General features: G+C 70.0%; 23 protein-coding genes. 11 read left to right on the top strand and 12 right to left on the bottom strand.

Features of this window, described 5'->3' with window-relative positions; all coding sequences use genetic code 11:
* The first annotated feature begins 57 nt into the window (after window positions 1-57).
* Window positions 58-489: a CBS domain-containing protein gene (locus BFN33_RS28910; protein ID WP_069763079.1), complete on the top strand. Its 432-nt coding sequence runs from the start codon at window positions 58-60 to the stop codon at window positions 487-489.
* A 21-nt stretch (window positions 490-510) separates the two neighbouring features.
* On the opposite strand, the gene BFN33_RS28905 is transcribed toward BFN33_RS28910, so the two are convergent.
* The gene (locus BFN33_RS28905) at window positions 511-1,638 is read right to left on the bottom strand and encodes a magnesium and cobalt transport protein CorA (RefSeq protein ID WP_069763078.1); all 1,128 of its coding nucleotides are present in this window, start codon (window positions 1,636-1,638) and stop codon (window positions 511-513) included.
* A gap of 240 nt (window positions 1,639-1,878) precedes the next feature.
* Between BFN33_RS28905 and BFN33_RS28900 the strand changes: the two genes are divergently transcribed.
* Complete coding sequence (locus BFN33_RS28900; RefSeq protein WP_069763077.1) at window positions 1,879-2,673, top strand: methyltransferase domain-containing protein; 795 nt, start codon at window positions 1,879-1,881, stop codon at window positions 2,671-2,673.
* A 36-nt stretch (window positions 2,674-2,709) separates the two neighbouring features.
* Here the strand turns inward: BFN33_RS28900 and BFN33_RS28895 are convergent, their stop codons facing one another.
* On the bottom strand, window positions 2,710-3,648 hold the full coding sequence (locus BFN33_RS28895; RefSeq protein WP_069763076.1) for a carbohydrate kinase family protein: 939 nt from the start codon (window positions 3,646-3,648) through the stop codon (window positions 2,710-2,712).
* Window positions 3,645-4,553 carry a pseudouridine-5'-phosphate glycosidase gene (locus tag BFN33_RS28890; RefSeq protein ID WP_069763075.1) on the bottom strand — a complete coding sequence of 303 codons (909 nt, stop codon included), beginning with the start codon at window positions 4,551-4,553 and terminating at the stop codon, window positions 3,645-3,647. Before BFN33_RS28890 ends, BFN33_RS28895 begins: the two co-directional genes overlap by 4 nt.
* A 99-nt stretch (window positions 4,554-4,652) precedes the next feature.
* Here BFN33_RS28890 and BFN33_RS28885 point away from each other — a divergent pair, with 99 nt between their 5' ends.
* Complete coding sequence (locus tag BFN33_RS28885) at window positions 4,653-5,081, top strand: VOC family protein (RefSeq protein ID WP_069763279.1); 429 nt, start codon at window positions 4,653-4,655, stop codon at window positions 5,079-5,081.
* A 491-nt stretch (window positions 5,082-5,572) separates the two neighbouring features.
* Here the strand turns inward: BFN33_RS28885 and BFN33_RS28880 are convergent, their stop codons facing one another.
* Both BFN33_RS28880 and BFN33_RS28875 read right to left on the bottom strand, forming a co-directional pair.
* Window positions 5,573-6,127, bottom strand: coding sequence for a methylated-DNA--[protein]-cysteine S-methyltransferase (locus tag BFN33_RS28880; protein ID WP_069763074.1), 555 nt, complete (start codon window positions 6,125-6,127; stop codon window positions 5,573-5,575).
* Between the two features lie 56 nt (window positions 6,128-6,183).
* The gene (locus BFN33_RS28875; RefSeq protein WP_069763073.1) at window positions 6,184-7,053 is read right to left on the bottom strand and encodes a glycerophosphodiester phosphodiesterase family protein; all 870 of its coding nucleotides are present in this window, start codon (window positions 7,051-7,053) and stop codon (window positions 6,184-6,186) included.
* A 279-nt stretch (window positions 7,054-7,332) separates the two neighbouring features.
* On the opposite strand from BFN33_RS28875, the gene BFN33_RS28870 reads away from it, so the two are divergent.
* The 7 genes from BFN33_RS28870 (at window position 7,333) to BFN33_RS28840 (ending at window position 16,084) form a co-directional block, all read left to right on the top strand.
* Window positions 7,333-8,202: an MHYT domain-containing protein gene (locus tag BFN33_RS28870; protein ID WP_069763072.1), complete on the top strand. Its 870-nt coding sequence runs from the start codon at window positions 7,333-7,335 to the stop codon at window positions 8,200-8,202.
* Window positions 8,203-8,275: 73 nt separating this feature from the next.
* Window positions 8,276-10,411 (top strand): excinuclease ABC subunit UvrB, encoded by a 2,136-nt coding sequence (gene uvrB / locus BFN33_RS28865; RefSeq protein WP_069763278.1) that lies wholly within the window; start codon window positions 8,276-8,278, stop codon window positions 10,409-10,411.
* Window positions 10,412-10,545: 134 nt separating this feature from the next.
* Window positions 10,546-11,124 carry a TerD family protein gene (locus BFN33_RS28860; RefSeq protein WP_069763071.1) on the top strand — a complete coding sequence of 193 codons (579 nt, stop codon included), beginning with the start codon at window positions 10,546-10,548 and terminating at the stop codon, window positions 11,122-11,124.
* 52 nt (window positions 11,125-11,176) lie between these two features.
* Complete coding sequence (locus BFN33_RS28855) at window positions 11,177-13,276, top strand: TerD family protein (RefSeq protein ID WP_069763070.1); 2,100 nt, start codon at window positions 11,177-11,179, stop codon at window positions 13,274-13,276.
* A 227-nt stretch (window positions 13,277-13,503) separates the two neighbouring features.
* Window positions 13,504-14,505 (top strand): TerC/Alx family metal homeostasis membrane protein, encoded by a 1,002-nt coding sequence (locus BFN33_RS28850; RefSeq protein WP_088245411.1) that lies wholly within the window; start codon window positions 13,504-13,506, stop codon window positions 14,503-14,505.
* 130 nt (window positions 14,506-14,635) lie between these two features.
* Window positions 14,636-14,938 carry a hypothetical protein gene (locus tag BFN33_RS28845; RefSeq protein WP_069763068.1) on the top strand — a complete coding sequence of 101 codons (303 nt, stop codon included), beginning with the start codon at window positions 14,636-14,638 and terminating at the stop codon, window positions 14,936-14,938.
* A gap of 45 nt (window positions 14,939-14,983) precedes the next feature.
* Window positions 14,984-16,084 (top strand): calcium:proton antiporter, encoded by a 1,101-nt coding sequence (locus BFN33_RS28840; protein ID WP_069763067.1) that lies wholly within the window; start codon window positions 14,984-14,986, stop codon window positions 16,082-16,084.
* Here BFN33_RS28840 and BFN33_RS28835 read toward each other — a convergent pair.
* On the bottom strand, window positions 16,074-17,345 hold the full coding sequence (locus BFN33_RS28835) for an MFS transporter (RefSeq protein WP_069763066.1): 1,272 nt from the start codon (window positions 17,343-17,345) through the stop codon (window positions 16,074-16,076). The genes BFN33_RS28840 and BFN33_RS28835 overlap by 11 nt on opposite strands.
* 95 nt (window positions 17,346-17,440) lie before the next feature.
* Complete coding sequence (locus BFN33_RS28830) at window positions 17,441-18,487, bottom strand: S66 peptidase family protein (RefSeq protein WP_069763065.1); 1,047 nt, start codon at window positions 18,485-18,487, stop codon at window positions 17,441-17,443.
* Window positions 18,488-18,571: 84 nt separating this feature from the next.
* On the opposite strand from BFN33_RS28830, the gene aroQ reads away from it, so the two are divergent.
* A complete protein-coding gene (gene aroQ / locus BFN33_RS28825; protein WP_069763064.1) occupies window positions 18,572-19,045 on the top strand; it encodes a type II 3-dehydroquinate dehydratase in 474 nt (157 codons plus the stop codon).
* Between the two features lie 61 nt (window positions 19,046-19,106).
* Here aroQ and BFN33_RS28820 read toward each other — a convergent pair whose 3' ends face one another.
* From BFN33_RS28820 to BFN33_RS28800, 5 genes are all read right to left on the bottom strand, one after another.
* Complete coding sequence (locus tag BFN33_RS28820; protein WP_305144234.1) at window positions 19,107-19,859, bottom strand: amino acid ABC transporter ATP-binding protein; 753 nt, start codon at window positions 19,857-19,859, stop codon at window positions 19,107-19,109.
* A complete protein-coding gene (locus tag BFN33_RS28815) occupies window positions 19,856-20,752 on the bottom strand; it encodes an amino acid ABC transporter permease (protein ID WP_069763063.1) in 897 nt (298 codons plus the stop codon). Before BFN33_RS28815 ends, BFN33_RS28820 begins: the two co-directional genes overlap by 4 nt.
* On the bottom strand, window positions 20,749-21,633 hold the full coding sequence (locus BFN33_RS28810) for an ABC transporter substrate-binding protein (protein WP_069763062.1): 885 nt from the start codon (window positions 21,631-21,633) through the stop codon (window positions 20,749-20,751). The genes BFN33_RS28815 and BFN33_RS28810 overlap by 4 nt, the downstream gene beginning before the upstream one ends.
* Window positions 21,634-21,934: 301 nt before the next feature.
* Entirely contained in the window at window positions 21,935-22,591 is a 657-nt protein-coding gene (locus BFN33_RS28805; protein WP_069763061.1) for an MBL fold metallo-hydrolase, read from the bottom strand.
* A gap of 10 nt (window positions 22,592-22,601) precedes the next feature.
* Complete coding sequence (locus BFN33_RS28800; protein WP_069763060.1) at window positions 22,602-23,288, bottom strand: maleylpyruvate isomerase family mycothiol-dependent enzyme; 687 nt, start codon at window positions 23,286-23,288, stop codon at window positions 22,602-22,604.
* Between the last annotated feature and the right edge of the window lie 178 nt (window positions 23,289-23,466).

The following is a 23,466-nucleotide window of genomic DNA, read 5'->3' as shown; positions in this document are numbered from 1 at the left end:
GCCGGGACTTGCGGTGCCGTCCGCGCCGCGCCGGCCGTCCGGCACCGGGAGGTACTCATGACCACCGCCGGAGACATCATGCACCGGGGCGCCCAGTGGATCCCCGCTCACGAGACCCTCGACCGCGCCGCCCAGCTGATGCGTGAACTCGGCGTCGGAGCCCTGCCCATCAGTGACGAGAACGAACGGCTGTGCGGCATCCTCACCGACCGCGACATCGTCATCGGCTGTGTGGCCGTGGGCCACGACCCGGCCAAGGTCACCGCGGGCGAGATGGCCCAGGGCACACCCCGCTGGATCGACGCGGGCGCCGACGTCTCGGACGTCCTGCACGAGATGGAGGAGCACCGGATCCGCAGGCTTCCCGGCATCGAGAACAAGCGCCTGGTGGGCATGATCAGCGAGGCCGACCTGGCCCGGCACCTGACGGACGAGCAGATCGCCGGCTGGGCCGAGAGCGTCTACGCACGCAGCTCCAGCACCCACTGACCGTCCCGCGGACGAGCCCGGTCACAGCCAGCCGTTGCGCCGGAAGCCGCGGTACAGCACGCCACAGGCGACGGCTATCACGCCCATGACCAACGGGTAGCCGAACGTCCAGTGCAGCTCCGGCATGTGGTCGAAGTTCATGCCGTACACACCGCACACCATCGTCGGGACGGCGATCACCGCGGCCCAGGCCGTGATCTTCCGCATGTCCTCGTTCTGCGAGACCGTCACCTGCGCGAGGTGGGCCTGCAGGATCGAGTTGAGCAGTTCGTCGAACGCGGCGATCTGCTCCTTGGCGCGCAGCAGATGGTCGGAGACGTCGCGGAAGTACGCCTGTATCTCCGGGGCGATGACATGGATCGGCCGCGTGGAGAGCTCCTCGAGCGGGCGGCTGAGCGGGACCACCGCCCGCTTCAGCTCCAGGAGTTCGCGCTTGAGCTGGTAGATGCGGCCCGGGTCGACCCGGGCGCCGTTGTCCGCGAAGACCGCCGTCTCGACCAGGTCGATGTCCGACTGCATCGAGTCGGTGACGTGCAGGTAGTCGTCGACCACGTGGTCCGCGATCGCGTGCAGCACCGCGGCCGGCCCCTTGGCGAGCTGCTGGGGATCCGACTCCAGCTCTTCGCGCAGCGGACCCAGCGATCCATGACTGCCGTGCCGCACCGTGATCACGAAGTCCTCGCCGGCGAACACCATGATCTCTCCGGTGTTGACCACCTCGCTCGTCGCCGTGAGCTCCTCGTGCTCGACGTAGCAGACCGTCTTGAACACGGCGAACAGCGTCTCGCCGTAGCGCTCCACCTTGGGGCGCTGATGGGCCTCGACCGCGTCCTCGACGGCCAGCGGATGCAGGTCGAACAGGTCCGCGATGCCCTCGAACTCATGGTCCGACGGCTCGTGCAGGCCGAGCCAGACGAAACCGTCACGGCTGTCGCGCACCCGCTCCACGGTGTCGACCAGATCGCCGCCGACCGGGATACGGGCTCCCTCCTTGTAGGTCACGCAGTTGACGACCGAGGTACCCAGCGGGGAGCGGGCGTGGTGGCTCAGGTCGACGCGCGGGCGCCGCCGGGCCAGCCGGGCCACCTTGCGCAGGCCGCCGACCCTGCCGAGGCTCGTGACCTTTCGCAGATTCCCTGCCATGGACATCTGGATCTCCTCGCGTGGATCTCCCAGCGACGCGTGTCTGCGTCCTGGCGGGCCAGTTTGCCAGGCCGACGTAAGCGTCGGGTGAGCCTGTGGACAGGGGAGGTTCCGCTTGGTTCCCGCCTGTGGACAACCGCCCGCGCCCGCCTCGGTGCAGTCGCCTCGCCGCATAGAGGCCGGCCATCTCGTCGTAGGACCGCGTCGCCCGTTTCGGACAAGCACGGCTACTGGGATCATCGCGGCATGACACGAACCGACCGATATCTCCTCGACAACCGGCAGACGGAGGCGGGCGAGCGCTTCGACGCCTTCGCCACCCTCTTCGACCCCACGACCTTCCGGCATATCGAAGGATTCGGCATCGGAGCCGGCTGGCGCTGCTGGGAGGTCGGCGCGGGTGGCACGTCCGTGGTGTCCTGGCTGGCCAAGAAGGTCGGTCCCACCGGGAAGGTCGTCGCGACCGACATCGACACCACGCTCCTGGCCGCGGCGGCCCGCCCGCCGGTGGACGTACGCGTTCACGACGTGAGCGCCGAGGATCCGCCGGGGGAGGACTTCGACCTGGTGCACGCCCGGCTCGTCCTCGTCCATGTGCCCGACCGGGAACGGGCGTTGCGGTCGATGATCAAGTCCCTGCGCCCCGGCGGACGGCTCCTGCTGGAGGACGCCGACCCCGCCCTGCAACCCCTGACCTGCCCCGACGAGCGTGGCCCCGAGCAGCAACTGGCGAACCGGCTGCGCCAGGGGTTCCGCCGGCTGCTCGCCGACCGCGGCGCCGACCTCTCCTACGGCCGCACCCTTCCGCGTCTGCTGCGTGAGGCCGGTCTGCGCCAGGTGGCGGCCGACGCCTACTTCCCGCTCGCCTCGCCGGCCTGTGCCGCCCTGGAGTCCGCCACGATCCGCCAGATCCGCGAGCAGCTGGTCACGGCGGGCCTCGCCACGGACGAGGACATCGACCGCCACCTCGCCAACGTCGCCACCGGCACGATGGACCTGGCCACGGCCCCGTTGATCTCGGCGTGGGGCCGCAAGGCGTAGCACGGGAGCAGCAGCCGGGGCGCCGGCCGTCGGTCGTCAGTCCGGCATCGGAGGCCTCCCGCCCACCCGCTCCACCGCCAGCGCACCCGCCCGGCATCCGTCCGCCGCCGCGTCCTCGGGTGCGGCCCCCGCCAGCAGGGCGGCGAGGAACCCGCCCGTGAAGGCGTCGCCCGCCCCGGTCGTGTCCCGGGGCGTCGCCGCTACGGCGGGCACACGGGCGTACACGGTGCCGGAGCGGGCAAGCACCGCACCCTCCGCTCCCTGCTTGACGACCACCAGCGGGACGTGGCGGCTCAGCTTGGCCGCCGCGTCCGCCGCGTCGGGCAGCCCGGTGAGCAGGCACGCCTCGTCCCGGCTCGGCAGCAGGACGTCCACCCCCTCGATCAGCGAGAGGCAGCGGTGCACCCCCAACTCCCGGAGGAAGCCCGCCGACGCCGGATCAAGGCTCACCGGAACACCACGCGCGCGTGCCGACTCCAGGGCCACCGCCACCAGCGCCCGGCTCGGCTCCGAGAACAGCAGATAGCCCGACAGGTGCAGCCGTGCCACGCCGTCGAGCAGCGCGTCCGACCAGTCGTCCGGCTCCAGCCGCAGCGAGGCGCCGCTGTCCGTGAGGAACGTCCGCTCGGCGGCCTCACCCGTGTCCACGAGGCAGATCACCGTCCCGGTCGGCGCCTGCGGATCGACGACGAGCCGCGGCCGTACCCCGCACGCGGCCAGCTCCCGCTCGTGCCACGCGGCCGCGTCCGCACCCACCCGCCCCAGCAGCCGTACCTCGGCACCGCCACCGCGGGCGGCCCAGCAGGCCACGTTGGCCCCCGCCCCGCCCGGCACCGTACGGATCGCGGCGGCGGTGTCCGTGCCCGCGGCGAGCGGCCCCCGGTGCCGGGCGACGACGTCCGTGATGACGTCCCCGACGACCAGCAGTGCGCCACCCCGGCCTGCCGTAGCGGTACCGAGCACCTCCGTCGTCACGCCCCGGCCCGGGCCGCCGCGATCCGCCCCGCCAGCCGCACGTTGCCGCGCACCGCCGCCAGGTTGGCGCTCAGCGAGGCGCCGTCGGTGTGCCGCACCAGGTAGTCCAGCAGAAACGGTGTGACCCGTTGACCGGTGACCCCCGCCTCCTCGCACGCCTGCAGCGCGGCCGCGAGCACACGCGCGTGCAAGTCGGGATCCAGCTGCTCCTCCTCGGGCACGGGGTTGGCGACGATCAGCGCGGAGCCGGGCGCGTCCAGCGCTTCCCGCGCCCGCATGACCTCCGCGACCTGCTGCGGGGAGTCCAGCCGCCACTCCACGGGGTAGCCGGAGTCCGACAGATAGAAGCCGGGGAAACGGTCCGTCCCGTACCCGGCGACCGCGACCCCCAGCGTCTCCAGTCGCTGGAGCGTTGCGGGCACGTCCAGGATGGACTTCACGCCCGCGCACACCACGGTGATCGGTGTGCGCGCCAGCAGGCCGAGGTCGGCCGACTCGTCCTGGGTCGTCGTCCACTCCCGGTGCACCCCGCCGAGCCCGCCCGTCGCGAACACCTCCACCCCGGCCAGGGCCGCCAGCTGCGCCGTGGCCGACACGGTGGTCGCCCCGCTCACACCCGCGGCCACCGCGAGCGGCAGATCCCGGTGCCCCAGCTTGCGGATCCCGTCCTCGTTGGCGACCCGCTCCAACTGCTCCTTGTCCAGGCCGACCAAGGGCCGCCCGTCCAGGACGGCGATCGTCGCCGGTACGGCGCCTTGCCGCCGTACGACGTCCTCCAGCTCCAGCGCCACCTGCAGATTGCGCGGGCGCGGCAGCCCGTGCGCGATGATCGTGGACTCCAGGGCCACCACGGGTCGACGCGCGTCGATCGCTTCGCGCACCTCTTCGGACACCACCAGCACCACGGGCCTGCCTCCTGTCGTTCGGTCTTCCCTCATCTCTGGCGGGCGGCACGTCCGGTCAAACCCTTGCGGGCTGTGGAGGACGACACCAGCCTGGAGTGCATGAAGGACAACTCGACACGTCTCGACCATGTAGTCCTCTGGGTCCGTGACCCGGTGGCCTCGGCCGACTTCTACGAGAAGAACCTGGGCTTGGAACCCGTGCGGCTCACCGACTTCGCCGCGGGGGCCGTGTCCTTCCCCTCCGTACGGCTCAACGACGAGACCATCCTCGACCTCATGCCGCTCGCCATGGCGGACGACATGAAAATGGTCCCTGGCGCGGCCGAGAGCGCGGGACACCCCGTCAATCATGTCTGCCTGGCCCTGCCCGCCGACGATTTCGAGACACTCCGCGCCCGGCTGGAGGAGCGCTCGGTACCTGTTTCGGACGTCTCCCACGACTCCTTCGGCGCCCGCGGAATGGCCCGGCGCAGCTTCTACTTCCGCGACCCGGACGGGAACGTTTTCGAGGCGCGCCACTACGACTGACGCGGACCGACGCGCGAGGGGGCCACCCGCCACGGGCGTGGTCCTCTGCTGCGACCTGCCAGCCGGTCGTACGCCGGTCAGCGCTCCGTAGCCGCGCGGTGCGTCGTCCAGCCCGACGACGGTCGTGTTGACCGCCTTGGCGATGTGTACACGGTCGTGCAGGATCGCTGTCATCAGACTCCGGTGGTACGTCATCACCGGGCACTGTCCAGTGGTGAAGCGGTGGCTCTTGGCCGAGCCGAGCCCGAGCCGTACCTTCATCGTCCCGCTCCTGGCGTCGTCCTCGACCCCCGGGGTCATCGGTGATGTACAGGCCCGGGATGGCCGGCGCACCGCTGGCGCGTTTGATCCCCATCAGCGAGTCGAGGACCCTCGCGGGTGCCTCAGGGCGTCCTTGCCGTGGGCACGGGCCTCGAAGCCCACCGCGTCGACCGCGGCGTCCACCTCGGGCCGTCGCGCAGGGGCCGTCACGCAGAGATGTCCGTCGCGCGTCAGAACAGCGGCTCGGGCAGCACGCCCTCCAGCGCGAGCAGCTTCCGCTTGGTCTCCAGACCGCCGCCGAACCCGCCGATTCCGCCGTCGCTCTCCACGACCCGATGGCAGGGCACGACGACCGGCAGCGGATTGGAGCCCATCGCCACCCCCACGGCCTGCGCGGCACCCGGCTGGCCGACCCGCCCGGCCAGATCGCCGTACCCGACGACCTGGCCGTATCGCACACCGGACGCCAGCTCACGCAGCACCTGCCGGTTGAAGCCCGAGATCAGCGACCAGTCCAGGGACAGCTCGAAGTCGTGCCGCTTGCCTGCGAAGTACGCCTCGACCTGGCGTATCGCCTCGGCCAGCAGCGCGGAGCCGGGCGCCTCGACGGGCTCGGTGCCCAGCCGGGAAGCGAGCCGCTCCAGTGCTTTGTCGCGGACCGGTTCGGTGGCGTGAAAGACCACGTTGACCAGGCCCTCGTCGGTCGCGGCCAGCAGCAGCGGCCCGATGTCCGTGCCGACGACGGTCCACACGACCCGCTGCTCGTCCTGCCCTTGGCTGTTCATGCGTCCACCGTACGAGCCGGCACTGACAACACCCGGAGGTCCGCGTGAACGGTCCGCTACTCGCGCAGCGCGTCCCGCACCACGTCCGGCTTGTTGGTGATGACGCCGTCGACGCCGTACCCGGCGACCAGCCGCGCTGCGTCCGCGGTGTCGACGGTCCAGGCGGAGACCTCGAGCGGCCTGCCGTGCGGACCCGTGAAGGCCTGGACCGCGGAGACGTACGCCCTGGAGACGGCGGCGTGCGACGGGTTGATCTGGTCGGCGAAGACCGCGTACGCGTGCAGGTCCGCCACGGGCGGCGCTCCGAGGAAGCCGGTCTTCACAGCGGGCTTGAGATCGTGGACGGTCCGCAGACTGGCCGCGCTGAAGCTCTGCACGACCAGTCGGCTCCCGTGCTTCCGGTCGAGCCACCCCTCGTTGCCGAGAAGCTTGAGGGTCTCCCGCTCGATGCCCGGATACAGCGCCGGGTTCTTGAGTTCGAGGAGCAGCTTCTGATGGTGAAGATCGACGCGGTGCACATACTGCTTGAGCGTCGGCACGCGCGTGCCCGCGTAGGCGGCGCCGAACCAGCTTCCCGCGTCCAGACGCGCGATCTCGGCGGCGGTGAAGTCCTTCACCTTCCAGGGCGCCCGACCGGGGAACACCTGCTCCACGTCGGTGGTGCGCCGGAGACTGTCGTCGTGGAGGACGACGAGTTCGCCGTCCCTGGTGCGCTGGACGTCGTTCTCGACCCAGACGGCGCCGAGCCGCGCGGCCTTGTCGACGGCGGCCAGGGTGTTCTCGGGGGCGTACGCGGAGGCGCCCCGGTGGGCGATGATCGCGGGCGGTGTGCCGTCCTCGACGGCTCGGACGTCGGTTGCGGGAAGCAGGAGGGCGGCGGTCCCCAGAAGCGCGGTGGTCATGGCGGTCGCAGCGCGCGCGTGCATACGTACTCCTCGCGTCGAGCAATCACGTACAGCACCACTTTGACAGCACCGGGTCAACGGCACTGGGGTACAGAATGGCCACATCCTGAGTGGTCGTGTTCCAAGTCCGCTCACCGGTGCCGCACAACTGCGGCAAGGGCGTGTTTCTTTGCCGGAAAATCGTTCGACCATTCTGGTGAGAGTCATACTCTCTGCCTCGACCCCGACCGCTCGAGCGGTGCTGGGAACGGGCGCATTTCAGGGAATTCCAGGACGTAAGAGGGCGGAAGGTAGCCGCGCATGCAAGGCACGGTCGACGGATTCAGCTACGGACTCGTCACACCGCTGGTGGCCTACCTCATGGCCTGCCTCGGCGGCGCCCTCGGCCTGCGCTGCACCACAAGATCCATGCTGGTCAACCGGTCCTGGCGACCCGGCTGGCTGGCCCTCGGCTCGGCGGCGATCGGCTCCGGCATCTGGACCATGCACTTCGTCGCGATGATGGGGTTCAAGGTCGACCAGGCACCCATCCACTACGACCGGGCCATCACCTTCGCGAGCCTGGCCGTCGCCATCGTCATGGTGGGCGTCGGGGTCTTCATCGTCGGCTACCGGGGCGCGACCGGAACACCCTTGATGACCGGTGGTGCCGTCACCGGCCTGGGCATCGCCTCGATGCACTACCTGGGCATGGCGGGGATGCGCCTGAACGGGCAGCTGGAGTACAACACCGTCACCGTCGCCATCTCCGTGGTCATAGCCGTCGTCGCCGCCACCGCCGCACTCTGGGCCGCCGGGCAGGTCAGGGGATTCCTGTGGAGCGTGGGCGCGAGCCTGGTCATGGGCCTCGCCGTGACGGGCATGCACTACACCGGCATGGCCGCCCTAAGCGTCCATGTGCACCGCACGTCCGCCCCCCTCGCCGGTGACTCGCCCGCCTCCCTGCTCGCGCCGATGATGATCGGCCCGCTCGCCTTCCTGCTGATCGCGGCGGTCGTCGTGATGTTCGATCCGCTGATGGTCATGGGCAAACCCGTGTGGTCGCCCGCCGAGAACAAGCCCGGCATCCCCGCGCGCGAACTCGCGCACCACGGGGCCTCCCGCCGCCCCTCGATCCGCCCCCGCCGGAACCTGGCCCACAGCGACTCCGGCACCTCGCAGAACCGCTGACCCACCGGCCCCTCCTCCGTCCGAAGCCCCTGGTCGGACCGCGTTGTCAGTGGGGAGTCGTACGGTGGACTCCATGCGGCCCGTTTCTCACATCGAACGTACGGTGGCGCCCTTCGAGGTCGTCAGCTCCTACCAGCCCAGCGGCGATCAACCGGCGGCCATCGCCGAGCTGGCCAAGCGCATCGAGGCAGGTGAGAAGGACGTCGTGCTGCTCGGCGCGACCGGCACCGGAAAGTCCGCCACCACGGCGTGGATGATCGAGAAGCTCCAGCGCCCCACCCTCGTGATGGCCCCGAACAAGACGCTGGCCGCCCAGCTGGCGAACGAGTTCCGCGAGCTGCTGCCGAACAACGCCGTCGAGTACTTCGTCTCGTACTACGACTACTACCAGCCCGAGGCCTACGTCCCGCAGTCGGACACCTACATCGAGAAGGACTCCTCGATCAACGAGGAGGTGGAGCGCCTGCGCCACTCCGCGACCAACTCGCTGCTCACCCGCCGGGACGTCATCGTGGTCGCCTCGGTCTCCTGCATCTACGGTCTCGGTACCCCGCAGGAGTACGTGGACCGCATGGTCGCGCTCAAGGTCGGGGACGAGATCGACCGTGACCAGTTGCTGCGCCGTTTCGTCGACATCCAGTACACGCGCAACGACCTGGCCTTCACCCGGGGCACCTTCCGGGTCCGCGGCGACACCATCGAGATCTTCCCGGTCTACGAGGAACTCGCCGTCCGCATCGAGATGTTCGGCGACGAGATCGAGGCACTGTCCACGCTCCACCCGCTCACCGGCGAGATCATCAGCGACGACGACCATCTGTACGTCTTCCCTGCCTCGCACTACGTCGCGGGACCCGAGCGCATGGAGCGGGCCGTCAACGACATCGAGAAGGAGCTCGGGGAGCGCCTGTCCGAGCTCGAGAAGCAGGGCAAGCTCCTGGAGGCCCAGCGGCTGAGGATGCGCACGACGTACGACCTGGAGATGCTCCGCCAGATCGGCTCCTGCTCGGGCGTCGAGAACTACTCGATGCACTTCGACGGCCGCTCGCCCGGTTCCCCGCCGCACACCCTGATCGACTACTTCCCGGACGACTTCCTCCTCGTCATCGACGAGTCGCACGTGACCGTGCCCCAGATCGGCGCGATGTACGAGGGCGACGCCTCCCGCAAGCGCACCCTCGTCGACCACGGCTTCCGCCTGCCCTCGGCCCTGGACAACCGTCCCCTCAAGTGGGAGGAGTTCACGGAGCGCATCGGCCAGACCGTCTATCTGTCGGCGACGCCCGGCAAGTACGAGCTCTCGCGCGGGGACGGCGTCGTCGAGCAGATCATCCGCCCCACCGGCCTGATCGACCCCGAGGTCGTCGTCAAGCCCACCGAGGGCCAGATCGACGACCTGGTGCACGAGATCCGCACCCGCACCGAGAAGGACGAGCGCGTCCTGGTCACCACGCTCACCAAGAAGATGGCCGAGGACCTCACCGACTACTTCCTGGAGCTCGGCATCCAGGTCCGCTATCTGCACAGCGACGTCGACACCCTGCGCCGCGTGGAGCTGCTGCGTGAGCTGCGCTCCGGCGAGTTCGACGTCCTCGTCGGCATCAACCTCCTGCGCGAGGGCCTCGACCTGCCCGAGGTGTCCCTGGTGGCCATCCTCGACGCCGACAAGGAGGGCTTCCTGCGCTCCGGCACCTCCCTGATCCAGACCATCGGCCGCGCCGCGCGCAATGTCTCCGGCCAGGTCCACATGTACGCCGACAAGATCACCCCGGCGATGGAGAAGGCCATCGACGAGACCAACCGGCGCCGGGAGAAGCAGGTCGCGTACAACACGGAGCGGGGCATCGACCCCCAGCCGCTGCGCAAGAAGATCAACGACATCGTCGCGCAGATCGCCCGCGAGGACATCGACACCGAGCAGCTGCTCGGCTCCGGCTACCGTCAGGGCAAGGACGGCAAGGGAGCCAAGGCCCCCGTGCCCTCCCTCGGCAAGGCCGCGGCCGGCACCAAGGCCGCCAAGGGCAAGGCCAAGGAGACCGTCCCGACCGACCGCCCCGCGGCCGAGCTCGCCGGGCAGATCGAGGAGATGACGGCACGCATGCGTGCCGCCGCCGCCGACCTCCAGTTCGAGATCGCGGCCCGGCTGCGCGACGAGGTCTCCGAGATGAAGAAGGAGCTCCGGCAGATGAAGGAGGCCGGCCTGGCCTGACCTCCATCGCGCTGTGTTGCAAGACCGACACAAAGTGCGCTTCGGGGTGCGTCACCGTCGATGCCCCTGCGTAGGGTTCTGGACAACCGCGGGCACCGCGGCAACAGGGGACAGCAGCGAGAGGGGTTCGGCGCGTGACCGTCAACATGACCAAGGGTCAGGCCATCAGTCTGCAGAAGAACGACGGAGGCAGCCTGACCGCGGTGCGCATGGGCCTCGGCTGGCAGGCGGCTCCCCGGCGCGGCCTGTTCGGCACGCGCACGCGGGAGATCGACCTCGACGCCTCCGCCGTCCTGTTCGCGGACAAGCAGCCCGTCGACGTCGTCTTCTTCCGTCACCTGGTGAGCGACGACGGCTCGGTCAAGCACACCGGTGACAACCTCGTCGGCGGCGTCGGCCAGGGCGGGGACGACGAGGCGATCCTCGTCGACCTGTCCCGCGTCCCCGTTCACATCGACCAGATCGTCTTCACCGTGAACTCCTTCACGGGCCAGACCTTCCAGGAGGTGCAGAACGCCTTCTGCCGACTGGTCGACGAGACCAACGGCGACGAGCTGGCCCGCTACACGCTCGCCGGCGGCGGCGCCTACACCGCCCAGATCATGGCGAAGGTGCACCGGACGGGTCCGGGCTGGACCATGACGGCCCTCGGCACCCCGGCCAACGGCCGTACCTTCCAGGACCTGATGCCGGCGATCCTGCCGCACCTGTAACCGGCCCGCCGAGCGGCACCCGACCGACACCACGACACAGGGGGAGAAGGCGATGACGGCCGAGCTGGTGCGGGGGCAGAACCACCCGCTCTCCCAGGCCCGACTCGAGATCCGGATCGCGGCCGGTACGCCGATCGTGGCCGGAGCCACGCTCGGCGACGAGCACGGCACGGTGCACGGCGTCGAGTGGGTCCTCCACCCGGGTGCGCCGGCCCTGCCGGGTCTTGAGGTCTCCCGGCAGGCGGCCGCCGACCACCGCCTAGCGGTCGATCTCGGCGCCGTGCCCGAAGCCGTCCACCGGGTCCATGTGCTGCTCGCCCTGCCCTCGGCGGGCGGCCCCGTGCGCTTCGGCGCCGTCGCCGCCCCCTTCGTCGCGGTCACCGGCCTCGACGGCACCGAGCTCGCCAGCTACACCATCACCGGCCTGGACGCAGAGTCGGCGGTCGTCGCGCTGGAGCTGTACCGCCGCCAGGGCGCCTGGAAGGTACGCGCCGTCGGCCAGGGCTACGCGGGCGGTCTCACCGAACTCCTCACCGACCAGGGCCTTCCCCAGGCCCACCAGCTCGCGAACACCATCCATGAGGCGGTGGCCCAGGGCCTGGCCCGAGCGGTGACGCCCCCGGCCCGCACGGCGGACGGCGACCATGCCCGGCAGACGGCCACGCCGGCACCGGGCCCGGAGCAGGGCTCCTCCGTGGCCCAGGGCGCCTCCGGTGCCGTACCCCCGCAGCCGTTGTCGCCGTACGGCACACAGCCTCCGGGCACACCGCCGCAGCCGACGAGCCCGAACGGCGGCTCGGCCGCCGGTACATCGCAGCCCGCCTCTCCCTACGGCGCACAGGGAGCCCCGGCAACCGGCGGACCGCAGCCCGGACCCACCCAGATGCCCGCGGACGCGTCCTCCGCTCAGCCCTCCGCGCCCACCGTCGGCGGCCCGATCGACTACAGCCACCCTCGACGGCAGAACGCCGCCCCGCCTCCGCCTCCGCCCGCCGCGCCCCCGGTTCAGCCGGGACAGCCCGCGCGACCCGTCGCCGGGGACGCGACCGGCTGGTCCATGGACGAGCGGCTCTACAACCAGGTGTGGGGCATGTTCGAGGACCTGGCCCGCTCCACGGCCGCTTACCGCAGCGCCGTCGACTTCGCCGACTCGCGCATGGAGAAGGAGCTCGACGCGGCCCTCGCCGACCCGCGCAACCGGATCGGCGGGCAGGGCGACGCCGCACGTGAGGCGGCCCGCGCCAGGTACGCCCAGCTCGTCGAACAGGCCCGGGCGGTCTACGACCGGGATCTCGGCCAGCTCACGGCGGAGTCCGAGGTGGTCGAACCCGCCCTGCCGCCGGCGTTCGCCCGCTGGGACAACCCCGTCTGGCACGGCTACCGGGTGCCGTTCGAGGCGCCCATGGCCGTGCGCCTGGGCGATCTGCATCTGCCCGAGTGCCCCGAGCTGCGTATCCCGATGCTGATCCGGCTGCCGCTGGAGCGCGGCCTGTGGATCGACAGCGGGGCCGCCGGATCCCTCGACGGCTCGTTCCTCGACTCCCACGAACTGCACCGCCTGGCCATGGACACGGCCGTGGCGCTCGCGGCCCGCCTCCTCGCCGTCCACCCCGCCGGGGACTACACCCTGCACGTCATCGACCCGGCCGGCGCGGGGGCGCAGGCGCTCGCCCCGCTGGTGTGGACCGGCGTGCTCGCGGCCCCGCCCGCCGTCGGCGCCGCGGGCGTGGCGGACGTCCTGGCCCGCCTCACCGAGCGTGTCGACCTCGTGCAGATGGCGGTGCGCGGCGGTGCGGCCGACTCGCTCCCGCCCGGCCTCGACACCTCCGAGCAACTCCTGATCGTCAACGACTTCCCGCACGGCTTCGACGACCGGGCCGTGACCCAACTGCGCTACCTCGCGGACGAGGGACCGTCCGTCGGCGTCCATCTGATGATGGTCGCGGACCGTGAGGAGGCCGCCGCCTACGGCCCCCTCCTCGACCCCCTGTGGCGCTCGCTCATGCGACTGACCCCGGTGCCCGACGACCACCTCGCCGACCCCTGGGTCGGGCATGCCTGGACCTACGAGCCCGCGCTCGTCCCGCCCGGCAGCCAGGTCGTCCAACAGGTCCTGAACCAGGTGGCGGAGGCTCGTACCAAGTACACGTAAAGGCACTACCACCAGGGATTTTGACCCTTCTTTTGCCAATCGCTTTACCTTTACTTGGTGATTGGGGTACGGTTGGTGGCACGGAGGGGAGTACTCCCTGTCGACCGCGGCGTACCCGTCAATACGGATCAGGCCTGATCCCGGGGCGTCGGCCCACCGTGGGTGGAAGAGACCTCCGGCAGCGCGACGACGCTGGTTACTTGCCGTTACGTATTGCCGGAGGAACTGTGGATGTTTCCGTGACCCTGTGGGTCCTGACGATCGTGGGCCTCGCCGCCCTCATCGCGGTCGACTTCTTCATCGGCCGCAAGCCGCACGACGTGTCCATCAAGGAAGCGGGCATCTGGACGGTGGTCTGGATCGCCCTGGCCGGCCTCTTCGGGCTCGGTCTGCTCCTCTTCGGCGGTGGCCAGGCCGGCGGAGAGTTCTTCGCGGGCTTCATCACCGAGAAGTCCCTGAGCGTCGACAACCTCTTCGTCTTCGTCCTGATCATGGCGAAGTTCGCGGTGCCCTCGCAGTACCAGCAGCGGGTGCTCCTCGTCGGTGTCCTCATAGCCCTGGTGCTGCGCGCGATCTTCATCGCCGCCGGTGCCGCGATCATCGCCAGCTTCGCCTGGGTGTTCTACATCTTCGGCGCCTTCCTCATCTGGACCGCCTGGAAGCTCATCCAGGAGGCCCGTGCGGACGAGGAGGAAGAGGAGTTCGAGGAGAACAAGCTGCTCAAGGCCGCCGAGCGCAGGTTCGGCGTGGCCGACCGCTACCACGGCACCAAGCTGTGGATCGTGGAGAACGGCAAGCGGGTCATGACCCCGATGCTCGTCGTGATGCTCGCGATCGGCTCCACCGACGTGCTCTTCGCGCTCGACTCGATCCCCGCGATCTTCGGCCTGACCCAGGACCCGTACATCGTCTTCACGGCCAACGCGTTCGCCCTGATGGGTCTGCGTCAGCTGTACTTCCTCATCGGCGGGCTGCTGAAGAAGCTGGTCCACCTCAGCTACGGCCTGTCGATCATCCTGGGCTTCATCGGCGTCAAGCTGGTGCTGCACGCCCTGCACGAGTCCGGGGTCCACGTCCCCGAGATCAGCATTCCGGTCTCGCTCGGCGTGATCTGCGCGGTTCTGATCGTCACCACGATCACCAGTCTGATGGCCACCAGGAAGCAGGCGGCGGCCGAGGCGGCGCAGGCGGAGGGCGAAGGCGCTCCGAAGGACAGCATCGAGGCCTGACCACGGCAGACGTAGGAAGAACCACCACCGGGAGCGGAGCGCGGCGAATTGCCGGGTACCGCTCCCGGTGCTTGTTTGGTTCAGAGCGCGTTCCCCGGCCCGGGGGCGCCGTGGCCGGCTGGAGACACCCATGAAGTTCGTGCAGATCATCGGCTTCGAGACCGAGCGCATGGAAGAGATGCAGCAGCTGCTGCAGGAGGCGGGGCAGCGCAACGCGGGCAGGACCGGCGGCCCGACCCACCGCATGCTCCTGAAGGACCGGGACAAGCCCAACCACTATCTGGCGCTGATCGAGTTCGACTCCTACGACGAGGCCATGCGCAACAGTGACGACCCCGAGACGGGCAAACTCGCGGAGCAGCTCGGCGCGCTGAGCATCGGCGAGCGCGTCTACACCAACTGCGACGTCCTGGAGTCGGGCGACATCAAGTAGCGCCGCCGTGCTGCGGAGCCGCTCGGCCTCTGCGACGATCGCACCATGATCGCCCGGCTCAGGACGCTCACCACGAGCTGGACGTTCGCCGTGCCGGTGCTCGCGGTCGTCCTGCTGGTGTTCACCTGGGGACGCGATCTGCCCGCCGTGATCGTCGTGCTCGTGAGCCTGGTCCTCGCGGGGGCCGTGCTGGCCGCCGTGCACCACGCCGAGGTGATCGCGCACCGGGTGGGTGAACCGTTCGGCTCCCTCGTCCTCGCCGTCGCCGTCACGATCATCGAGGTCGCCCTGATCGTCACCCTGATGGTGGACGGCGGCGACAAGAGTTCGACCCTGGCCAGGGACACAGTCTTCGCGGCCGTGATGATCACCTGCAACGGCATCGTCGGCATCAGCCTCCTCGTGGCCTCACTGCGCCACGGCACCGCGGTCTTCAACCCCGAGGGCACCGGCGCCGCCCTCGCCACGGTCGCCACCCTGGCCACACTGAGCCTGGTGCTGCCGACGTTCACGACGAGCAAGCCGGGCCCGGAGTTCTCCGCCACCCAGTTGACCTTCGCCGCGCTGTCCTCGCTGGTCCTGTACGGCCTGTTCGTGGCGACCCAGACCGTACGGCACCGTGACTACTTCCTCCCGATCACCCGTCAGGGCGAGGTGATCGCCTCCGGCGACCACGCCGACGCGCCCACCGCCCGTACCGCGCTGACCAGCCTGGGCCTGCTGGGCCTGGCATTGATCGGGGTGGTCGGTCTGTCCAAGGGAGTGTCGCCCACCATCGAGTCCGGCGTCGCCAAGGCAGGTCTTCCCCAGGCCGTCGTCGGCGTGGTCATCGCCCTGCTGGTGCTGCTCCCCGAGACCATCGCCGCACTCCGCTCCGCTCGCCGCGACCGGGTGCAGACCAGCCTCAACCTCGCTCTCGGCTCGGCCATGGCCAGCATCGGACTGACCATCCCCGCGGTCGCTCTGGCCTCCGTCTGGCTCTCCGGCCCGCTCGTCCTCGGCCTCGGCTCCACCGACATGGTGCTGCTGGCCCTGACCGTGGTGGTGAGCTCGCTGACGGTGGTTCCCGGCCGGGCCACACCGCTCCAGGGCGGTGTCCATCTGGTGCTGTTCGCGGCCTACCTGGAACTGGCGGTCAATCCATAGCGGGCTCCGCCACCACCACGGGCATCGGCCGCGTCTCCGGCAGCAACGCGAAGCACCCCAGGCTGAGCAGCGCAATCCCGGTCAGATACGCGCCCACGCCCCACGGCACCCGCCCGCCCTGCTCCACCAGCGCCGTCGCCACGATCGGTGTGAGCGCGCCACCGACGACCCCGCCGAGGTTGTAACCGACCGCGGCGCCCGTGCAGCGCACCCGCGGCTCGTACAGCTCCGGCAGATACGCGGCGACCACCGCGAACATCGTGATGAAGGCGATCATCGCGCCCAGGAAACCGAGGAACATCAGCAAGGGCTCCCCGGTCGCGAGCAGCGCCACCATCGGGAACATCCACAGCGCTGCCGCCGCGCACCCGGTCAGACACAACGGCCGCCGCCCGTACCGGTCCCCGAGCAGCGCCGCCACGGGCGTGAGCGAGCCCTTCACCAACACCGCGGCCATGATGCAGGTCAGCATGACGGTACGGCTCACCCCGAGCCGCTCCGTCCCGTAGGCGAGGGACCACGTCGTCACGGCGTAGAAGAGCGCGTATCCGGTCGCGAGCGCCCCGGCGGTCAGCAGTACGAGCCGCCCATGGTCGCGCACCACCTCGGCGAGCGGCACGCGTGCGTGGTCGTCGATCTCCAGGAACCCGGGGCTCTCCGGGAGCGAGGAGCGCAGCCACAGCCCCGCCGCCGCCAGCACCCCGGCCGCCCAGAACGGCACGCGCCAGCCCCACGCGGCGAACTGCGTCTCGGACAGCGCGGTCGACAGCGCCAGCACCACCCCGTTGGCGAGCAGGAACCCCAGCGCCGGCCCTACCTGCGGGAAGCTCGTCCACAGCCCGCGCCGCTCGGCGGGCGCGTGCTCCGCGGTCAGCAGCACGGCCCCGCCCCACTCCCCGCCGAGCCCCAGCCCCTGAAGAAAGCGCAGCACCAGAAGCAGCACCGGCGCGGCCACCCCGAGCGTGGCGTACGTCGGCACACAGCCGACCGCGACCGTGGCGGCGCCGGTCAGCAGCAGTGAGGCCACGAGCACCGGCCGCCGTCCGTACCGGTCCCCGATGTGCCCGAACAGCACCGACCCGAGCGGCCGTGCGACGAACCCCACGCCGAACGTCCCGAAGGCGGCCAGGGTCCCCGCCACCGGTGAGAAGGTCGGGAAGAACAGCGGCCCCAGGACCAGTGCCGCGGCAGTCCCGTAGACGAAGAAGTCGTAGAACTCGATGGCCGTCCCGGCGAGGGAGGCGGCCGCGAGCCGCGGCATGGAGGGCGCCCTTACGGTGCGTACGTCGTGCATGCCGCGTCAACTACCCACGGTGATCAGCGGTTACGGGGGCGCGTGGGCGCACTCGGGCATGATCAGTATGTGACGGTGATGCGCCGGGCGGGCCCGTCGACACGGACGAGACCGCCGTAGGGGATGACGAGTTGTGGATCGGTGTGTCCGAAGTCCACATCGAAGACGATGGTGGTGTGCGGGGCATATACGCGCATGGCCCGCAGTACGGCCTCGCGCTGGTCGGCGGCGTAACGATCCGCCTCCTCGGGGCTGTTGGGACGTTCGAAGGCCCAGGTCTTGGGGCGACCCCAGAGCAGTGCGGAGAAGCGCTGAAGGAGGCCGCGCTCGCCCATGTTGCGCAGGGTGCGGAAGACCTCGACGTCGCTCGGCATCTCCTCCGAGGTCTCCAGGAGCAGCACTCCGCCGTCGTACCGACTCAGGTCACGCGCGATCTCGCGGTCGGCCATGAGCAGCCAGCCCACGATCTCCAGACAGCCGCCCCAGGCCCGGCCCTCCACCGTCCGGTCGGCGTTCACCCAGGTCCAGCCGTTGCCGGGACGGGTCTCCGGTTCGGAGTCGAAGGTGGTGGGGTCCGCCCAGTCACGGTCGACGTCCCGCCAGCGGGTGGCCGGCGTCAGTTCGTACTCGCCCGAGGTGAACAGGGCCGCCCGCAGGGAGTCGGCGGTCAGCGCGCTCATGGCGACCGGCCGTCCGAGGGAGGTCATCACGGTCGCGCCGTGGTAGCCGACGATGCCGGTGCTGTACAGGAACGCGAGCAGGTTGGTGTTGTCGCTCATCCCGAAGAACGGCTTCGGGTTCGCCCGGATCAACTCCCGGTCCAGGAACGGCAGCACGGTGATCTGGTCGTCTCCGCCGATGGACGCCATGACCGCCTTGACGGCCGGGTCGGCGAACGCGGCATGGATGTCGTCTGCGCGCTCCTGGGGCGTCGAGCCCATCCTGCGGGTCGACGGGTACTCGACCGGCTCCAGCCCGTACTCCTTGCGCAGCCGATCGAGCCCCAACTCGTATGGCCGCGGGAAGAGTCCCGGCAGACCGGCGCCGGGGGAGATGACGGCTATGCGGTCGCCGGGTACGGGCTTGGGCGGGTACGAGATCGTCGTCATGCCCGGAGGGTACGGGCCGCACCGCGCGTGCCGCACCGTGATAAACCGGGTCCGAGCAGCCCGTCTTCACCGACCGGAGGAACCGTGCCCCGCACCCTGGCCAACGCCCCGATCATGATTCTCAACGGCCCCAACCTGAACCTGCTGGGTCAGCGTCAGCCGGAGATCTACGGCAAGGAAACCCTGGCCGACGTCGAGGCCCTGTGCGCCAAGGCGGCCGCCGCGCACGGCGGCACGGTGGACTTCCGGCAGTCGAACCACGAGGGCGAACTGGTCGACTGGATCCACGAGGCGAGGCTCCGGCACTGCGGGATCGTCATCAACCCCGGTGCCTACTCGCACACGTCGGTCGCGATCCTGGACGCACTCAACACCTGTGACGGGCTGCCGGTGCTGGAGGTGCACGTCTCCAACATCCACCGGCGCGAGTCCTTCCGGCACCACTCCTACGTCTCGTTGCGCGCGGACGGAGTCATCGCCGGCTGCGGGGTGCAGGGGTACGTCTTCGGCGTGGAGCGGGTCGCGGCGCTCGCGGGGCCGGCCCAGGCCGAGGCATAGATCTGTAAGGGCCGCAGGCAATGGGCGGGCGTCCCTTACAGCCACCCCTTACAACTCCCTACTACAGCCGTCCCGCCTCCACGATCCGCTTCAGAAAGCGCTGCGTGCGCTCCTGCTGCGGGTCGCCGAAGATCTGCCCGGCGGTCCCGTGCTCGAGCACCACACCCGCGTCCAGAAAACACACCTGGTCGGCGACCTCGCGCGCGAAGCCCATCTCGTGCGTGGCCAGCACCATGGTCATGCCGTCGCCCTTCAGGTCGCGCACGACGTTCAGGACCTCGCCCACCAGCTCCGGGTCGAGGGCCGCGGTGATCTCGTCGAGCAGCAGCAGGCGGGGGCGTACGGCGAGCGCCCGAACGATCGCCACGCGCTGCTGCTGACCACCGCTGAGCCGGTCGGGGTACTCGCCGGCCTTGTCGGCCAACCCGAGCCGCTCCAGGAGCTCGCGGGCGTGTTCCTCGGCCTCCGCGCGGGCCACTCCGTGCACCCGGCGCGGGGCCAGCGTGATGTTCTCCAGCACCGTCATGTGCGGAAAGAGGTTGTACGCCTGGAACACCACGCCGATACGACGCCGTACCGCGTCCTGGTCGACGCGCGGATCGGTGATCTCCTCGCCGTCCAGCCAGATGGCGCCGTCGTCGATCTCCTCCAGGAGGTTGGCGCAGCGCAGCAGGGTCGACTTGCCGGAGCCGGAGGCACCGATCAGCGCGGTCACCGTGTGCGGGGCGACCTGCAGGTCGACGTCCCGCAGCACGACCGAGCCGCCGAAGGTCTTGCGGACGGACTCCATCCGCAGCACCGGTCCGTCGCTCATGTGGTCCCTCCCTGGGCCCGCCTGCGGTCCATCCGTGCCGTCACCCAGTCCGTGAAGCGGGTCATCGGGATGGTCAGCGCCACGAACACCAGACCCGCGACGATGTACGGCGTGTAGTTGAGGCTGCGGCCGACGATGATGTCGGCGGCCCGTACGGCGTCGATCGCGCCGCCGATCGACACGAGACCGGTGTCCTTCTGGAGGGACACCAGGTCGTTCAGCAGGGGCGGCACCTGGCGGCGCACCGCCTGCGGCAGCACCACATGACGCAGCGCCTGCCGGTTGGAGAGACCGAGCGAGCGGGCCGCGGCACGCTGCGAGGGGTGCACGGACTCGATGCCGGCGCGGAACACCTCGGCCACGTACGCCGAATACGTCAGCGTGAGGGCCGTACCGCCCAGCAGCACCGGGTCGACCGTCACGCCCTCGAGCCGCAGCGCCGGGACGCCCAGCACGACGATCATGAGGTTGATGATGAGCGGAAGCCCGCGGAAGAAGTCCGTGTAGGCGGCGGCCAGGAAGCGCAGCGGAAAGAACACCGGGCCGCGCAGTGTGCGGGCGATGGCGATCAGCATGCCGAGCACCAGCACGGCGACACCGCAGATCAGCAGCAACCGGACGTTCAGCCACAGCCCTTCGAGGACCTTCGGGAACGCCTCGCGCGCGTACTGCCCGTTGAAGAACGTCTCCTTGGTGCGCGGCCAGCCGGGAGCGCTGACGACGACCAGATAGAGGACGACGGCGGTGACCAGGGTCGAGACCGCGGCGATCGCCGTCGCGCGGCGGGCGCGGGCACGCTTGAGACGCTCCCGCTCGATCCGCCGCTGCGACGGTGTGTACGAGTCGTCCGCTTCCGGTGTCCCGGCGCCGGACTCGTCCTTCGTGAGCGTCACTTGAGCACCGGGGCGTCGACCGCGTCCGACAGCCACTCCTGCTCCAGCTTGGCGAGCGTGCCGTCCTTGCGCAGGGCGTCCACGGCGGCCGTCACGCAGGAGGTGAGCGCGCTGCCCTTGTCGAGGACGAGACCGAACTGCTCCGGCGTGCCGGCCTGGTTCTCGAACTGCCCGACGATCGTGCCGTCCGTCACCTCGGCCGCCGTGATGTAGAAGGCGGTCGGCAGGTCGACGACGATGGCGTCCACCTGGCCGTTCTTGAGCGCGGACTTGGCCTGGTCGTTCTTGGCGTACGCGGCGGCCTCCCGCGTCGGCTTCACCACGTCCTCGATGTAGTTGAGGCTGGTCGTGCCGACCTGGGCGCCCAGCTTGAGGCCCTTCAGGTCCGCGATGCTCTTCGCCTTGGCGGCCTTGGTGCCCTTGAGGGCGATGACGGCCTGCCGCACGTCGTAGTAGCCGGACGAGAAGTCCACGGCCTTCTTGCGCTCGGCGCTGATCGACACCTGGTTGATGTCGAAGTCGAAGGTCTTCTCACCCGGTGCGAACGCCTTGTTGAAGGGGACGCTCTGCCAGACGACGGCGCTCTTGTCGTAGCCGAGCTGCTTCGCCACGGCGTAGGCGACGGCCGACTCGAAGCCCTTGCCGCTCGCGGGCTTGTCGTCCTTGAACCACGGCTCGTACGCGGGCTCGTCGGTCGCGACGGTCAGCTTTCCGGAGCTCTTGGTGGCCAACTTGCCCTTGGCGCAGGTGGTTCCCGTCGAGCCCGAGGCCTTGGCGTTCGCGTCGTCCTCCGACTGCGGAGCACAGCCGACGGCGGTGGCGAGCAGGGCTATGGATGCCGCGACGGCGGCGCGGCGCAGAGCGCGCGGGGCAAGGTGCATGGCGGGAGAGTGACAGTCCAAAGTCCCGTTTGTCGAGGTCACAACGGCAATTGTCCGCATATTGGGAACGTGTGTTGCATTCTTGTGAACGCTTTTCGGACAGGACGCCGGGGCCGCCGGTCGAGGGCGGGGATAGAAAGACCGGCGGCCCGTACCGCGCAGGAGCCGTCATCCTGTGCGGGGCTGCTCCCAGTTGACTGCGCAACCATGTGCGCCGGGAGCGCGTGCGTGGCACCGGCGTGTGTGAAGAGTTCACACGGGGCGCGTGTGAGGGGTATGCGCGGGGCGCACGCCCCGGAGTTCACCACCCCCGCGCGCGCCACTCCGGCAGTTGCGGCCGCTCCGCGCCCAGCGACGTGTCGTTCCCGTGTCCGGGGTACACCCAGGTCTCGTCCGGCAGCGCGTCGAAGATCTTCGTCTCGACGTCGTGGATCAGGCTGGCGAACGCCTTGGGATCCTTGCGGGTGTTGCCCACACCTCCCGGGAACAGACAGTCCCCGGTGAACACATGGGGATGCCCGTGCGGGTCGTCGTAGACGAGGGCGATTGAGCCCGGTGTGTGCCCGACCAGGTGGCGCGCGGTCAGCTCCACGAGCCCCACGCGGATGACGTCGCCGTCGTCGACCAGGACGTCGGTGGGTACGGGGATGCCTTCGGCGTCGTCCCGGCCGGCGTACGTACGCGCGTGCGTGGCCGCGACGACCGCGGCGAGCGCCTGCCAGTGGTCGCCGTGCTGATGCGTGGTGACGACGGAGGCGATGCCGTCGTCACCGATCATGCCCAGCAGGGTGTCCGCGTCGTTGGCCGCGTCGATCAGCAGTTGCTCGTCGGTGGCCCGGCAGCGCAGCAGATAGGCGTTGTTGTCCATCGGGCCGACCGCGATCTTGGTGATCATCAGGTCCTTGAGCTCGTGCACGTCGGCGGGTCCGCCGACCGTCACCTGTCCGCTGTACGTCATGGCGGTCAGCCTATAGCGGGGGTAGTGGGGGGAGCGTGCCGCCGTGGACCGTCAGTGCCGAGCCGTCGCGGCGGCCGGCCAGCCAGCCGAGCAGATCGGCCTGGCGCCCTGCGACGACGAGCGTGACGTCCCCGCGGCCGCCCGTCGGGATCCGGCGGCCGTCGTCCTCCTCGATCACGAGGGAAGGCACGTCGGCACTGCCGCGGAACCGCTCCGTCAGGAAGTTGATCTCGCGCTGCGTGAACTCCTCGGAAAGATCCTCCAGCTCGTACCCGATCCCGAGATCCACGTGGTGCAGCTCCACCTCGGCCCATCGCCGGAACGGCACCCGGGACGCCGAGTCGGTGACCCCGTTGCGCAGCTCCACCGTGCGCGACCAGTCTGCCGGTGCGGCCCCCGCCTCCTGGAAGAGCTCGGCGCTGTCGCGGAGGTCGGCGAGCTGGACGTCGAGGGGGCGCGGGGCGTCGCGCTCGATGTCGGCGTCGCGTGCTTCCGCGGAGGGGTACATGGGCTGCCCCCGCAGAACGTTCACGAGGGCGTCGGCATTGCGGGACAGGTGTGCGAGGACATGGCCGCGGCTCCAGCCCGGCAGCCGTGACGACTCGGTCACGGACGCGTTGTCCAGCTTGGCGGCTGCGGTCAGGAGCCGCTCGGTCGCACCACGTACAGACACCAGGTCATGAGCGTGATCAATCATGCTGCTGACCCTAGCCGCGCCACCCCTTTGGGTGAAGGTGGTGAAGCAGTGCCGTAAATCGAAAGCACGTGCTATATGGTCGGGTGCGGCGTCGGGCATGCTGGATGGTCGGGGATTGTTATGCCTCCGGGGAATCCGACCGGCGTTGTCAGTGGCTCCCCCTAGTCTGAGAAATACG

The sequence above is a fragment of the Streptomyces sp. LUP47B genome (genome assembly GCF_001746295.1).
In the GTDB taxonomy this organism is placed as follows: Bacteria; Actinomycetota; Actinomycetes; order Streptomycetales; family Streptomycetaceae; genus Streptomyces.
The sequence above is the reverse complement of the archived record's forward strand: the minus strand, read 5'-3'. Positions and strand labels throughout refer to the sequence as shown.